Genomic DNA, 14,878 nt, shown 5'->3' with positions numbered 1-14,878 from the left:
AGCGATCCGTGTTTTTTTACGTTTCTTTGATTGGGACCCGATTTTCGTCGAACGTGAAACCTTCTCCTGTTACTTCATAGACATCATGCAACGTGATGAAGGCGTGCTGGTCGACACTTTTAACGAGCGTCTTCAAGCGATTGATCTCATTGCGAGCGACGACGACGTACAGTACTTCGAGATCCCGTCCAGAGTAACCGCCTTTTGCGATCAGACGGGTCGTGCCACGATTCATCGTCGCATGAATACCGTCGGCGATTTCCGTCCGGTGATCACTGATGATCATCGCTGCTTTACCGGCATACGTGCCCTCTTGCATCCAATCGATGACGCGGGCACCGACGTAGACGGCAAGTAACGTATACATTGCCTGCTTATAATCGAGATACGTCAAGGATGCGACGATGACGAAGAAATCAAAGACTAAGAACGTTCGACCGATCGACCAACCGAAGTAGCGCTTCGTCAAACGCGCGATGATATCGACGCCACCTGTCGTACCACCGTTGTTGAAGATGATGCCAAGACCAACGCCGATGAAGACACCGGCAAAGAGCGCAGCAAGCACCATATCGTCGCGCAGGTCGATGACGAGTGGTGAATACTTGGCAATCAATCCATACCAGAAGGAAAAACTGAATGTACCGATCAACGTGTAGACGAAGGTCGTCCGACCAAGAATCTTATAACTGACGAAAAAAAGTGGGACATTCAACACTAAGTTTGTGATCGATGGAGACCATCCGAACAGTCCTTTTAAGATCAAGGTAATCCCAGTAAAACCGCCTTCTGCTAACTCATTTTGAACGTTAAAATGATAAATACCAAAAGCAAAGATGAATGATCCGATCAAAATCCAGAAAATGTTCTGGATCCGAATCGGAAATTGGAATGGAGGTGCCATTTCCGTATGCTCCTTTCAAATCAAGACTCTTTCTCTAGGGTAACGGCACGGTCGGAAAAAGACTAGCTTTTCCTATAAAAATCAGTCGAAAAGTGATCAGTATGGTCATTCCGATTGATATTGCTTAGAATAGAGACGAATAGAAGTCATAAAGAGAGTGTGGTTTTATCATGAAAAAAGCAATTGGGATTCTTTGTTATCCATCCGTCGGCGGGAGTGGGGTCGTCGCGACGGAGCTTGGTATGAAATTAGCGGATCGTGGACATGATGTCCACTTCATTACATCGAGCATGCCGTTTCGCTTGACGGAATATCGGCCAAACATCACGGTCCACTTGGTTGAAGTCAACCAGTATTCCGTTTTTAAATATCCACCATACGACATTACGTTAGCGTCAAAAGTCGCAGAAATCATTGATTTATTCGATCTCGATGTCATCCATGCCCATTACGCCGTTCCGCACGCGGTCTGTGCAGATCTCGGGCGAAACATGGCAAAGAAAAAAGGTGTCGCCGTCGTGACGACGTTACACGGAACGGACATCACCGTCATCGGGCAAGATTTAGAGATGCAACCGGCAATCCGGTACGGCATCGAACGATCAGACGCGGTCACGGCCGTCTCCGAGAGTCTAGCGATTGAGACGAATGCGACGCTCAACGCACACTACGACATCGATGTCATTGCGAACTCGATTGATGAGAGTGTCTATTATCCGATGCGGGATGAACGCTTGAAGCGGCATTACGGCATCGAAGCGGACGAAGTCGTCGTCATTCACATCTCGAACTTCCGACCGGTCAAACGAATCGATGATACGCTTGCGGCGTTCGCCATTGCAGCGAAAGACCGGAAGATGCGTCTGTTGCTCGTCGGGGATGGTCCAGAGATGGGACAAACGAGACGTCGCTCAAAGGAACTCGGCATTTATGACAAAGTGATCTTTGCCGGTAAACAGGAACACGTCGCGCAATTGCTCGCCATTAGTGATATTCATGTCCTGTTGTCTGAAAAAGAAGCGTTCGGGCTCGTCGTTCTTGAGGCGATGGCAATTGGCGTCCCGAGTGTCGTCTCGACAGCAGGTGGCTTACCGGAAGTCATACAAGACGGCGTAACCGGATATATCGTTCCGACCTACGATGTCAAAATGGCTGCGGCACGAATCGGTGAACTCGCGGATGATCCGATGTTACGGGAACGGATGGCAGAAGAGGGCATTCGCGATACGCGTCGTCGTTTTGATTCGAATGAGATTGTTCGTCGTTATGAACAAGTCTATGAACGGGTGTGTGCGCGTCATGAACTTGCTTGAAGGCGCACATCATATCATTCAGACGATCGAGGAGGCCGGTGGTGAAGCGTATATCGTCGGTGGTGCCGTTCGTGATATGTTGCTCGACCGGACACCAGGAGACTATGATTTAGCGAGCTCGATGTTACCGGAACAGATCATCGATTTATTCCCTGTTGTCATTCCGACAGGACTCGAGCATGGAACCGTGACGGTCGTTCTCAACCACGTGCCGTACGAGATCACGACGTTTCGCTCAGAAGCAACGTACAGCGATCGCCGGCGACCGGACGAGGTGACGCTTGGCGTTAGTTTGGAAGAGGATTTGACCCGGCGTGACTTTACGATCAACGCGATGGCACTCAGACCATCAGGTCGTGTCGATCTGTTTGGAGGAGCGCGTGACATCGAAGAGCGGATCATCCGGACGGTCGGCGAACCAGCCGAACGTTTTAATGAAGATGCACTTCGAATGATGCGGGCGTTCCGCTTCATGAGCCAACTGGATTTCTCGCTTGACGAAGCAACTGAACAAGCAATCGTTAAACTCGCTCCGCATCTAGCGGCCGTTGCGATTGAGCGGATCGCGATCGAGTTCGAGAAGCTCTTACTTGGTCCTGGAAAACAGCGGGCGTTACAGGCGATGCTCCGGACAGGAATCGAACGCTACCTTCCCGGCATGACTTCAGAAATCGTCAAAGGACTCGCGCAGCAGTCGTTTCAGGGTGTTTCAAAGGATGCCGTCTGGACACTCGTACTCGATGCCGGTCTCGCGAAAGATCAATTGACGCGCTGGAAACGATCGAAACATCAAGTGCAGCTCGCAACGCGTTTAATACCTCTGTTACACCGACCGTTACAAGACTGGGATCGTTATCGATTGTCGGACGAGGAACTGATGATCCTTCGGGAAATGACCGGAACGGATTATCCAGAGCGATCAGACTTACCGATTCGCAGTCGTAAAGAGCTCGCTGTCGACGGAAAAGACATGATCCGCCTCGGTCTTCAAAAACAACAGATCAAAGAAGCACTTTTGCATTTGGAATACAGTGTCGTCACGCGCGCTTGCCTAAACGACCGCGTGACATTATTGAAGGAGGTAGAGCGATGGCGCACTCAGTCCGAGAACAAATCTTGATCGCACTTCGTCAGCGAACGTGGTACTCCGGACAGGAATTAGCAGAGACACTAAATATTTCACGTACCGCTATTTGGAAACATATGCAAACCTTGAAGGAAGAAGGATACCAGATCATCTCGAATAAAAAACAAGGCTATCAATTAGTCGATGAAGGCGATTTGCTGACACCGATTGCGATTGAACAATGGTTAACGACAGCGCGCCTTGGTCGCCACATCCTTCATTTCGAAGAACTGGACACGACGCAGCGGATTGCACATGAGCAAGCGCAACAGCAAGCGCAGGAAGGAACACTCGTCGTATGCGATCACCAGACGAATGGACGCGGACAGCTAGGGAGAACGTGGCATGAGGCGAAAAATGAGGGCATCGCGATGAGTCTACTCGTCCGACCAGATGTACCGATGCACCAAGCAGGTCAATTAACGCTCGTAGCAGGTATTGCACTTGCACAGTCTCTCCGGACATTCGATGTTCCGGTTACGATTAAATGGCCGAACGACATCTTGATCAACGGTCGTAAGGTGGCAGGCATCTTGACGGAAATGCAGACCGAGGCGGACCGAATCAGTTCAGTCATCATTGGCATCGGCATCAATGTGCATCACGAGCAGTTTCCGGAAGGGATCAAAGACCGTGCTACCTCGCTCGTCCGAGAATCAGGAAGAACTTTCCGACGTGCGGAGGTCGTCGCGACGTTTTTGAATCGATTTGAACGACTATACACACAGTGGCTCGAGCTAGGATTCGGATCTTTCGTCTCCGAGTGGGAAACACTCGCAGATCGCTTACATGAACGAGTGACGCTACGGACACGTCAGATGACCGCTTCCGGAACATTGCTCGGTATTGACGAGACGGGCACGATTCGGATTGAGACGGAAACGGGGGAAACCCGTTTCCATTCGGCAGAGCTGATTTACTGGGAAAAAGAATAAAGGTTTGAATCAGACGGTTTGCAGAGAGCTTTTCCCGTCATGTATAATAAAGCCACGGATGGTATCCGCTTGCCGGAACCATACCGAATTGACAGGTGCCAGTTTTAGCTGTTTCAACTGCCTTGATCTTAACGGACAGGGACAGAAGGACGATATTCAATTATTCCGCCTTCTTTTCCGCATGCATTTATTTTGGAGAAGAAGGCGTTTTCCTTTTGTCCTCCCTACACACGTAAGGAGAGAACACGATGCACACAATGGGTCCAATACTCAAAAAACAACAAGCTGGAGAGAAGCTCGTCATGTTGACGGCGTATGATTATCCTTCAGCAAAACTATCGGAGGCAGCAGGAGTTGATATGTTGCTCGTTGGCGATTCCCTCGGAAACGTCATCCTCGGCTATGACTCAACGATTGCCGTCACGGTCGACGACATGGTTCATCATGCGCGTGCGGTACGCCGCGGCGCACCACAGACGTTCATGATCGTCGATATGCCGTTCGCAAGCTATCACGGTTCATTTGATCGCACGCTTGAATCAGCGGCGCGTATCTTTCAAGAGTCGCAGGCAGATGCCTTGAAGCTGGAAGGGGCAGGGGAGATCTTAAAGACGATTCGTCGTTTGACGGACGCTGGGATGCCTTGCGTCGCGCATCTCGGATTAACACCACAATCCGTTGGTGTCCTTGAAGGATTCAAAGTCCAAGGGAAATCATTAGAAGCAGCCGAACAACTGATTGCAGACAGTTTGGAAGCAGAGCGTGCCGGAGCGAAGATGCTCGTCCTCGAATGTGTGCCGCATCCGCTCGCGAAACGCATTCAAGAGCTCCTCTCGATTCCGGTCATCGGCATCGGTGCCGGTGCAGACGTCGCCGGTCAAGTACTTGTCTATCATGACATCTTGACGTATGGTGTCGGTCGTTTACCGAAGTTCGTCAAAGCGTACACGGACTGGAATACTTCAGGAACGGAAGCAATCGCTGCTTACGTCAAAGACGTCAAAGCCGGTGCTTTCCCTGAACTAGCACACTCGTTCCAGATGGACGAAGAACTGATTGGTGCGCTTTATGGAGGGACTAAGGAATGAAGATCATTCAGGACGTCCAGACGTTACGCGAATGTTTAGCGGGAGCCGGTTCAATCGGTTTTGTACCGACGATGGGATTCTTGCATGAAGGGCATGCCTCCTTGCTCAAACAAGCACGACAAGAGAATGATGTCGTCGTCTTGAGTATTTTCGTCAACCCGACACAATTCGGACCAAACGAAGATTTGGATCGTTATCCACGAGACGCGGAACGCGATCAGAAAATCGCGGAGGCAGAAGGGGTCGATTATCTGTTCTATCCGACGAACGAGACGATGTATCCGCTGGATATGGCCCGTGTTACGGTCCGCTCCGGTGATGATGTCTTATGCGGCGCATCACGACCAGGACATTTTGATGGTGTGTTGACGGTCGTCAGCAAACTATTGAACGTCGTCCGTCCAACCCGTGCTTATTTCGGCTTAAAGGACGCACAACAGCTCGCATTGATTGAAGCGTATGTCGCTGATTACTTCGTTCCGGTTGAGATCGTCCGTTGCCCGATCATTCGCGAAGCGGATGGTCTAGCAAAATCGTCACGCAATGTCTATCTTTCGGAAACGGAGCGGGCGCAAGCACCAGGAATTCAGCAGGCGTTGCAACAAGCGAAACAAGCACTCGATCAAGGGGTGCCTGTTGAAACGGTTCTCGAGCGGACGCGCGAAGCACTTCGATTCGAAGGGACGACAATCGATTACGTCGAAGCCGTCGACTACCCGTCACTAAGACCCGTCACTGAACAAACGACTACGATTCTCTTAGCAGTCGCCGTGCAGTTTGCATCGGCGCGCTTGATCGATAATTTACTATATACGAGAGGAGCATGACGATGTTACGCACATTCATGCACGCTAAACTACACAAGGCCCGGGTCACCGAGGCGAACTTACACTATGTTGGTTCGATTACGATCGATGAGGATTTACTCGATGCTGTCGGGATTCTTGAAAATGAAAAAGTCCAAGTGACGAACAATCAGAACGGTGCACGGATTGAAACGTATGCGATTAAAGGTGCTCGTGGTTCAGGTGTCATCTGTTTGAACGGTGCGGCAGCACGCCATTTCCAAGTCGGGGATGAGGTCATCATCATGGCGTACGCGCAACTATCGACGGAAGAAATCGCGACACATGTTCCAAAAGTGGCTGTTCTAAATGAACAGAACGACATCAAACAAATGTTGTCTCAAGAAATCGCCCACACGATCTTATGAAATTTTAGAGACCCGATCATGTCAGCGGGTCTCTTTTTTTGTTAAGATGAAGAATGAAATGCCATCCGGTCATGGAGAGGATGGATAAAAGGTGGAGGATCAGTGTTGAAGAAAAAGTACGTCGTAGTCGACCTGGAAACGACAGGTCATTCCATAAAGGCTGGCGATGAGATGATTGAGATCGGCATGGCGGTCATTGAAGATGGACAGTTGACAGAACAATTGTCTGCCTTCGTGCGTCCGACCCAACCGATTCCTCCATTCATTTCCCAGTTGACGGGCATCACGGATGAGGATGTCAAAGAGGCCGAGACATTCGATGTCATCGCACCGCGTGTCTTATCATTGCTCGACGGTGGTGTCTTCGTCGCACATAATGTGCAGTTCGATTTAAACTTCTTAAACGATGCGTTAGAAGAGGAAGGATACTTGCCGTACACAGGTCCTGTCATCGATACGGTCGAACTCGCACGAATCTTACTTCCGACAGCAGAAAGCCACGCGCTGTCGCATCTGTCAGAGTCATTACAACTTGCCCATCAAGAGGCGCACCGGGCAGGGAGTGACGCTTCGGCGACGGCTGAATTGTTGCTTGAACTACTCAAACGACTACATACGTTGCCGCTTGAGACATTGAAGCACTTAAGACGTTTATCACCACGCCTGTTCAGTGCCATCGAAGAGGAAATCGACCATGCGATTCGTTTAGTCGGCATCGAGGAGGATTCACAGTTTGATCGTTTCCGTAAAATCGCTTTGAAAAAGCGCCAGACGATAGAGCGGTTGGCACATCCGCCCGTTCTTGAACCGTTCGGACCATTTGTTGATGAATTGAACACCGTTACGTTCCCTCGTCTATTCGAAGGATATGAAGAGCGACGTGGGCAGCTCGAGATGATGCGTCATGTCTATCAATCGCTCGATCAAGAAACACCGTTACTCGTCGAAGCGGGAACAGGAACAGGAAAATCGCTCGGTTATCTTGTTCCGGCAGCGCATTACGCACTTGAACATGAAGTCCCGATTGTCGTCAGTACGCACACGATTCAATTGCAGGAGCAACTATTCGCGCGTGATTTACCGCTCTTGCGTCAACTGTTCGATGCGCCGGTCCAGATTGCATTGCTTAAGGGACGGAGTAACTATATTGATTTACGGAAATTCGAATTTTTCTTGAATGATCAAGAGGATGCTTATAACTTCACGCTCGCAAAAGCAATTCTACTCGTCTGGTTGACGGAGACGGAAACGGGAGATTTAGAAGAAGTCAGCTTACCAGGCGGTGCAGCGCAAGGCAATATCGGGATCAAACAGTTGATCCAGTCTGATAGCCAATCGCAACTCGGGCGGTTTGACCCGTGGTACAGCCGGGACTTCTTCCAACATGCGATTCGCCAAGCAAAGGATGCAACGATCATCGTCACGAACCATGCCTTGTTGTTTAGTGATCTGCAGTTCGAAGCCGGGGTCTTACCGAAAGGAAGTCCGTTGATTCTTGACGAGGCACATCAAATCGAAGAGGTCGCGAGCCATCATTTTGGTCTCGTCTTTGATGGACATACGTTTGATCGTCTGTTCCGACAACTCGGGTATTCGTCCGATAAAAAATTATTACACCGCTTGCTCGATCTGTCGGAAGAATGGGACATCGCAGAGATGGTCGAAGCCCATAGTGAGACGGTCGATGAGGCACTGACGACGTTGCTCGAAGAGGCAGACGGTCTATTGATGATTATTCAAGCATACGGGCTCGAACTGGCTTCCCGCAAAGCACGACGGGAAGGAATGGTCAGCATTCGCTTCAAGCGACTCGACCGTTCGATGCGTGCCGTCCAGGAAAGTGCCAAGCGGGTTGAATTGGTGTTGCGGCGTTTGCGTCAAGCAATCCGGGCGATTCATAAACTGTTCCATGAACACCGGGAGCAGATGAGTTATCGCGAACGTTCACTCGTCGCAGATTTAAAAGCGATCACGTCACAAATCGAAGAAGCGGAGCTCGCCATCTTCGAGACGATGCTTGCCCCGCACGATGAGACGGTATCTTGGATCGAGACGTCTGTTAAGAACCGGAAACTAACACGGGTCTACACACAACCAATCGACATTTCAGAGCGACTGCGACGCGATGTCTTTTCGAAACGGACGTGTATCCTGACGTCTGCGACGCTGACTGTCTCGAACAAGTTCCAGTTCATTGAGAACCGTTTAGGGCTCGATGCGTTCGAGACACGTCGTTTCGTCGTTCCGTCGCCGTTCGGATATGCCGATAACGTGCGATTAATGATTCCGACGGATCTCCCGCTCCTACAGGATGTACCATTGCCGGAATTCGCAGAGACGATTGCGGAAGCCATCTTACAAATCGCAGAGGTGACGGAAGGACGGATGCTCGTCTTGTTTACCTCAAATGACTTGCTAAGACTGACGCATGAAGCGACGAAACCGCTGTTACCTGAACGGTTTACGTTACTCTCGCAAGGGGTCACGCAAGGTTCACGGCAACGACTGATGAAACAGTTCAAGCAACTCGACGCCTGTATCTTGTTCGGGACGGCTAGCTTTTGGGAAGGGGTCGATATCCCAGGAGATGATCTCAGTTGTCTCGTCATCGTCCGACTACCGTTCGCGCCACCGGATCAACCGATCGTCCAGGCACGCTCGGAACGGATCGAAAAACTCGGGAAATCATCATTTTTCGAATACAGCTTACCGCAAGCGATCATTCGCTTTAAGCAAGGCTTTGGTCGCTTGATCCGGACGACGAACGACCGAGGTGTCGTCTTCGTACTTGATCGCCGGATTGAGACGACGCGTTATGGAAAACGGTTCGTCACGAGTCTGCCGAAAGTGCCTGTTTTATCAAAACCGCTTGATGAACTGACGGCAGAACTAGAATTGTTCTTGAATGATGGCGATTAAGTCTATTCAGATAAACCCTATCGCATTATAATAGATAGAGAAAAATGAGGGAGGACATACAGATGGATTCAAAAATTGAAACACTTGCGACCGTCAAAGTGAACCGCCATGACGATACGTATAAAATCGTCGACTTGTTGAATCGGACACTGAAAACGGAAGATTTAATGTTCGGTCTTGCTCTCGATGAAAAAGACAAGGAGCAGATGGTCTTTACCATCTACCGCACATGAAGTGGAAAATCACGCTTGGTCTGCTAAGTGCACTCATCCTTTTGACTGTACTTGGCACCGCCGTTTATCAGGTGACGATCGCTGAGGCAAAAGACCGGGAACAGAGCGTCGCCGAACAAGCAGAGGCGCGTCTGAAAAAAGAACTCAAACCAACGGACGTCCGGTTCGAATCAGTCTTTAACGGGAAACGTCAATATGTCGTTTTTACGATGAAGCAGAATGGACAGGCGGTACGGGCGTTCGTTCCGAAAAAAGGAACGATTGAGACACGACCAGTTGCTGATGGTATTGCCATCAAAACGGTCATCGCGGATCATCCGGAACTAGGAGACATCGTGTCTGCTAAGTACGGCTTTGAGGATCGTGCCGTCATCGAGATCGTTTCAAAGACGACGACAGGCTATGATTATTCGTATTACACGTATCAAGAAGGTTCTTTCATCAAACGATTACGAATCAAGTAAAGGGAGTGGGCGACATGTTATCGAAACGCGTACGACAATTGACACCATCTACGACGCTAGCCATCACAGCGAAAGCCAAGGCACTACGTGAAGAAGGTCAAGACATCATCGGTTTAGGTGCGGGAGAGCCCGACTTCAATACACCGGAATTCATCATCCAAGCAGCATTCGAGGCAGCAGAAGCGGGCGATACGAAGTATACGCCGTCTGGCGGAACGGTTGCCTTGAAAGATGCGATCATCGAAAAGACACGCCGTGACTTATGGATGCCATACGAACGCTCAGAAGTCATGGTCGCTTCAGGCGCAAAGCATGCACTATCAACGTTGTTCCAAGCGATTCTCGATCCAGGCGATGAAGTCATCGTCCCAGCACCATACTGGGTCAGTTATCCAGAGCAAATTAAACTCAGTGACGGCATACCGATCATTTTAGAAACGGACGAATCGTCTCGCTTCAAAGTGACACGGGAATTGCTCGAGCAACACATTACCCCAAGAACGAAAGCACTCGTCTTGAACTCACCATCGAATCCGACAGGAATGGTCTATTCGAAAGAAGAGCTCGAGATGGTAGCAGATGTTGCGATCAAGCACGATCTACTCGTCATCAGTGACGAGATTTATGAAAAGTTGCTCTATAACGGTGCGACACATATTTCGATCGCGTCCTTGCCAGAGATGCGCGAACGGACGGTCATCATCAATGGTGTCTCGAAGTCCCATGCGATGACAGGCTGGCGGATCGGGTATGCAATCGGACCGAAAGAGATCATCTCAGCGATGACGAACTTAGCGAGCCATTCGACGTCGAACCCGACATCGATTGCGCAAGCAGCATCGGTTGCTGCGTATGCAGAAGGCGATGCACCGGTCGAAGCGATGCGTGTCATCTTTGAAGAACGACTTGAAAAAATCTATGCACGACTCATCGAGATCGAAGGATTAACGTGTCTGAAGCCGGAAGGGGCATTCTACTTGTTCCCACATGCAAAGCAAGCTGCCGAGATGTGTGGATTCGATAATGTCGATGACTGGTGTACAGCTGTTTTATCTGAAGCGAAGGTCGCCTTGATTCCAGGTTCAGGATTTGGTGCACCGGACTATGTCCGCCTATCTTACGCGACGGATCCGGCACGTGTCCTAGAGGCACTCGACCGGATTGAAGGATTCATCACGGCACATACAGCCGTTTAATAGAGAGAGGATGTTGACTGTTGAAAGCAATGATTCGGGATGTAAACAAATATGTAGGAGAAGAAGTGACGATCGGGTGTTGGTTAGCAAACAAACGCTCAAGCGGTAAGATCGCCTTCCTCCAACTTCGGGATGGCTCTGGATTCATGCAGGGTGTCGTCGTCAAAGAAACAGTCGGCGAAGACTTATTCAAACAAGCAAAAGGCTTAACGCAGGAATCATCACTATGGGTGACAGGTGTCATCAAATCAGATGGCGGTCGGACAGCGATCGGTCATGAAATGGAAATTTCAAAAATCGAAGTCATCCATGAAGCAATCGATTATCCGATCACACCAAAAGCACACGGAACGGACTTCTTAATGGATAACCGTCACCTCTGGTTGCGTTCAAAGCGCCAGCATGCGGTCATGGTCGTTCGAAACGAATTGATTCGTGCGACGTACGAATTCTTTAACCAAGAAGGATTCATCAAAGTGGATCCGCCAATCTTGACAGGTAGCGCACCAGAAGGAACAACAGAATTGTTCCATACGAAATATTTCGATGAAGATGCGTATCTTTCACAATCGGGTCAGCTTTACATGGAAGCGGCAGCAATGGCACTTGGAAAGGTCTTCTCGTTCGGTCCAACGTTCCGTGCTGAAAAATCAAAAACACGTCGTCACTTGATCGAATTCTGGATGATGGAGCCTGAGATGGCATTTCACGATCACGAGATGAACCTCGAAGTCCAAGAAAACTATGTTTCGCACCTTGTGCAATCAGCACTGAAAAACTGTCGTGCAGAACTTGAGTTGCTTGGACGTGACTTGACGGTCCTTGAAAACATTAAAGCACCGTTCCCGCGCGTCAAGTACACGGAAGCAATCGATATGCTCAAGGAGCAAGGATTCGATGATATCGAATTCGGCGATGACTTTGGTGCACCACACGAGACAGCAATCGCAAACAGCTTCGCACGTCCTGTCTTCATCACGCATTGGCCAAAAGCAATCAAACCGTTCTACATGAAAGAAGATCCGGAAAACCCAGACTTCGTCTTGTGTGATGATTTGATTGCCCCTGAAGGATACGGGGAAATCGTCGGTGGTTCACAACGTGAAGAAGATCACGAAAAACTCCTCGCTGAGATGAAGAAACATGGTCTTGACGAGACAGGTGCTTATAAATGGTATCTCGAAACACGCCAATACGGTTCTGTTCCACACAGTGGCTTCGGTCTTGGTTTAGAGCGGACAGTCGCTTGGATCACAGGTGTCGAGCACGTTCGGGAAACAATTCCGTTCCCACGTTTGCTAAACCGCCTCTATCCATAAGCAGTAAGGAAAAACATCGACCCATCGTCTCGACGGGTCGATTTCTTGTTTAGACTAGAGAATCGAGGAAATACGATGAATCATAATTTAGTGCAATTATTCGAGGAAGGGACGGTCGTCTTACCGAAACGATTGTTCACCGAGGCAAAACGGTTAGGCATCAGTTTTGTCGAGTTCACATTGATTGGTCAACTGTTTGCTTGCCGGGCAGAAGGTATGGAGATGCCGTCACCGGAAGAGTTAAGTAATCGACTTGGACTATCCGAGACGGAAACAATCGAGACGACACTCGGTTTATTACAAAAAGGATTATTGGCAATGGAGAACGTCAATGGGTCTGAACGTTATTCGCTTGTTCCGCTTTACGAAAAGCTGATGGCACCACCGGAACAGGAAGCACCGAACTTTGATACGATCAACCCGTCCGTCTTCCAACAATTCGAACGGGAACTCGGGATGATGTCACCGTTTCAGATGGAGCAGATCATTCAGTGGTTGACGATCGAGAACATTTCGGAAGAGCTAGTGCTTGCCGCACTTCGAGAAGCAGTCTATCATAATGTCCGCAAAATGACCTATATCAATCAAATTCTGCGGACATGGGAACGTGAAGGGATCAAGACGCTTGAGGATCTCGCAGGGCGGGGAGGTTAAGGAGATGTTACGAAAGGCAGAAATCGATCGGATTGAAGCAACGTTAGAAGAGATGTTTCCGGATGCATTTTGTGAGTTGATTCATCGCAACCCGTTTGAGCTGGTCGTAGCGGTTGCACTCAGTGCACAAGCGACCGACGTACTTGTCAATCAGGTGACGCCTGGGTTGTTCGCAGCGTATCCGGATCCTGCTTCGCTTGCTGCGGCACCCGTTGAGGAAATCGAGGATAAAATCAAACGACTGGGATTGTACCGAAATAAAGCCAAAAACATCAAAGCGCTTGCGGCACAACTCCTTGCGCAACACGACGGAGAAGTCCCGACGGAACGCGCCGGGCTCGAAGCCTTACCTGGCGTTGGACGCAAGACGGCGAACGTCGTCTTGTCTGTCGCTTTCGATGTACCGGCATTTGCGGTTGATACGCATGTCGAACGTGTTTCGAAGCGCCTCGGGATCTGTCGCTGGAAGGATAATGTCACGCAGGTTGAAGCGACACTGATGCGTCGCTTCAAACGGGAGCGTTGGTCAAAGCTTCATCACCAATTCATCTTCTTTGGACGTTATCACTGCAAGGCACAACGTCCGAACTGTGAAGCGTGCCCGTTACTCGACATGTGTCGAGAGGGGAAAAAGCGGACAAAAGGACTAGCTACACCATAAAAAAAGTGGATCCGATACCGGATCCACTTTTTTTGCATATCATCCATTCCAAGGAGTATCGGACCATTCACGACGCTTTTTCGTGATCGGTACTTTTTTGAATCCCCAGTTTCGGAAATCTTGGTCCGGACTATCACGGCGAATGTAAATCTTATCTTTGATGGCTTTAAAAATCCGGTTTTCGTCCCCATAATGGACAAACCGGGGTTTTACCTCGATGACACCACGACGAACGCGAGATAAAGGTAAGCAGACCAAGTCGGCAATCTCAAGACCAGATTGGTAGAGGTCGCTGTCTTTTTCAGCAAAGATGAAGCCTTTGATTTTTTGACGACTTTTTTCGACGTCGAGATGGACCGTTCCCGAATTGAAGATATCGAAGAACGCCTTTTGAATGAGCAAGTTTTGATAATCATCACGGCTTTCAAGAACAACACGCGCACTCGTTGCTTCTGTCTCATCGAGGAAGGAATAAAACGACTTCATCAAATGAGCGAAGGCAACGACATACGGATCCTTCGGTGTCGAGAAGAAGTCTTGTAGCTTCTGTTTATCGACTTCGACGCTGACGATCGTACAATCAATATCAACTAAAAATTCCGGCAAGGCGATCCAGAAATGTCGTAACATATCGATCGTGATGCCATCTTCTTTACCGTACGGATGCTCCGCTTTTAAAATCTCCTTCAAATGAAGCGGAATATGTGGATCTTCAAAAACTTTTGCCTTAAAATCCATCAAACGTTGACGAAGCGGACTTGGTTCACCGGTCTCATCCGAATCGATGGCATATTTATATTCCATCAAGACACCCGTTAAGTTGAATTGTGTATTCCCTTTCGGTGTCCCAGTT

At 49.3% G+C, this 14,878-nt stretch carries 15 protein-coding genes; 13 read left to right on the top strand and 2 right to left on the bottom strand.

Translation table 11 applies throughout. From position 1 onward, the window contains the following. Positions 1–16: 16 nt before the first annotated feature. Entirely contained in the window at positions 17–904 is an 888-nt protein-coding gene (locus ASF99_RS08985; RefSeq protein ID WP_023468627.1) for a YitT family protein, read from the bottom strand. 170 nt (positions 905–1,074) lie between these two features. On the opposite strand from ASF99_RS08985, the gene bshA reads away from it, so the two are divergent. The 13 genes from bshA (at position 1,075) to nth (ending at position 14,025) form a co-directional block, all read left to right on the top strand. Next, a complete protein-coding gene (bshA, locus tag ASF99_RS08980) occupies positions 1,075–2,217 on the top strand; it encodes an N-acetyl-alpha-D-glucosaminyl L-malate synthase BshA (protein ID WP_055968603.1) in 1,143 nt (380 codons plus the stop codon). After that, positions 2,204–3,337 (top strand): CCA tRNA nucleotidyltransferase, encoded by a 1,134-nt coding sequence (locus tag ASF99_RS08975; RefSeq protein ID WP_235515908.1) that lies wholly within the window; start codon positions 2,204–2,206, stop codon positions 3,335–3,337. Before bshA ends, ASF99_RS08975 begins: the two co-directional genes overlap by 14 nt. Then, complete coding sequence (locus ASF99_RS08970) at positions 3,307–4,278, top strand: biotin--[acetyl-CoA-carboxylase] ligase (RefSeq protein ID WP_023468624.1); 972 nt, start codon at positions 3,307–3,309, stop codon at positions 4,276–4,278. Before ASF99_RS08975 ends, ASF99_RS08970 begins: the two co-directional genes overlap by 31 nt. A 248-nt stretch (positions 4,279–4,526) precedes the next feature. Then, positions 4,527–5,366 (top strand): 3-methyl-2-oxobutanoate hydroxymethyltransferase, encoded by an 840-nt coding sequence (gene panB / locus ASF99_RS08965; RefSeq protein WP_023468623.1) that lies wholly within the window; start codon positions 4,527–4,529, stop codon positions 5,364–5,366. Continuing rightward, positions 5,363–6,193 (top strand): pantoate--beta-alanine ligase, encoded by an 831-nt coding sequence (gene panC, locus ASF99_RS08960; protein ID WP_023468622.1) that lies wholly within the window; start codon positions 5,363–5,365, stop codon positions 6,191–6,193. Before panB ends, panC begins: the two co-directional genes overlap by 4 nt. A gap of 2 nt (positions 6,194–6,195) precedes the next feature. Next, on the top strand, positions 6,196–6,579 hold the full coding sequence (panD, locus tag ASF99_RS08955; RefSeq protein ID WP_029341994.1) for an aspartate 1-decarboxylase: 384 nt from the start codon (positions 6,196–6,198) through the stop codon (positions 6,577–6,579). Positions 6,580–6,684: 105 nt separating this feature from the next. Next, the gene (gene dinG, locus ASF99_RS08950) at positions 6,685–9,498 is read left to right on the top strand and encodes an ATP-dependent DNA helicase DinG (protein WP_041255512.1); all 2,814 of its coding nucleotides are present in this window, start codon (positions 6,685–6,687) and stop codon (positions 9,496–9,498) included. Between the two features lie 62 nt (positions 9,499–9,560). After that, entirely contained in the window at positions 9,561–9,731 is a 171-nt protein-coding gene (locus ASF99_RS17095) for a YpmA family protein (protein ID WP_012370646.1), read from the top strand. Continuing rightward, a complete protein-coding gene (locus ASF99_RS08945; RefSeq protein WP_023468619.1) occupies positions 9,728–10,195 on the top strand; it encodes a hypothetical protein in 468 nt (155 codons plus the stop codon). The genes ASF99_RS17095 and ASF99_RS08945 overlap by 4 nt, the downstream gene beginning before the upstream one ends. Positions 10,196–10,209: 14 nt before the next feature. Continuing rightward, positions 10,210–11,391 carry a pyridoxal phosphate-dependent aminotransferase gene (locus ASF99_RS08940; protein WP_055968601.1) on the top strand — a complete coding sequence of 394 codons (1,182 nt, stop codon included), beginning with the start codon at positions 10,210–10,212 and terminating at the stop codon, positions 11,389–11,391. Between the two features lie 29 nt (positions 11,392–11,420). Beyond that, complete coding sequence (gene asnS, locus ASF99_RS08935) at positions 11,421–12,710, top strand: asparagine--tRNA ligase (RefSeq protein WP_174316766.1); 1,290 nt, start codon at positions 11,421–11,423, stop codon at positions 12,708–12,710. 75 nt (positions 12,711–12,785) lie between these two features. Next, entirely contained in the window at positions 12,786–13,364 is a 579-nt protein-coding gene (locus tag ASF99_RS08930; RefSeq protein WP_023468616.1) for a DnaD domain-containing protein, read from the top strand. A 4-nt stretch (positions 13,365–13,368) separates the two neighbouring features. Further along, positions 13,369–14,025: an endonuclease III gene (nth, locus tag ASF99_RS08925; RefSeq protein ID WP_023468615.1), complete on the top strand. Its 657-nt coding sequence runs from the start codon at positions 13,369–13,371 to the stop codon at positions 14,023–14,025. Positions 14,026–14,064: 39 nt separating this feature from the next. Here the strand turns inward: nth and ASF99_RS08920 are convergent. Next, positions 14,065–14,878: DUF3800 domain-containing protein (locus ASF99_RS08920; protein WP_235515907.1), on the bottom strand; the 814-nt coding region annotated here is incomplete at its 5' end.

Origin of the sequence: Exiguobacterium sp. Leaf187, assembly GCF_001423925.1 — a bacterium.
Taxonomy (GTDB): domain Bacteria; phylum Bacillota; class Bacilli; order Exiguobacteriales; family Exiguobacteriaceae; genus Exiguobacterium_A; species Exiguobacterium_A indicum.
Note: the sequence above shows the minus strand (reverse complement) of the source record. Positions and strands in the feature narration are given on the sequence as shown.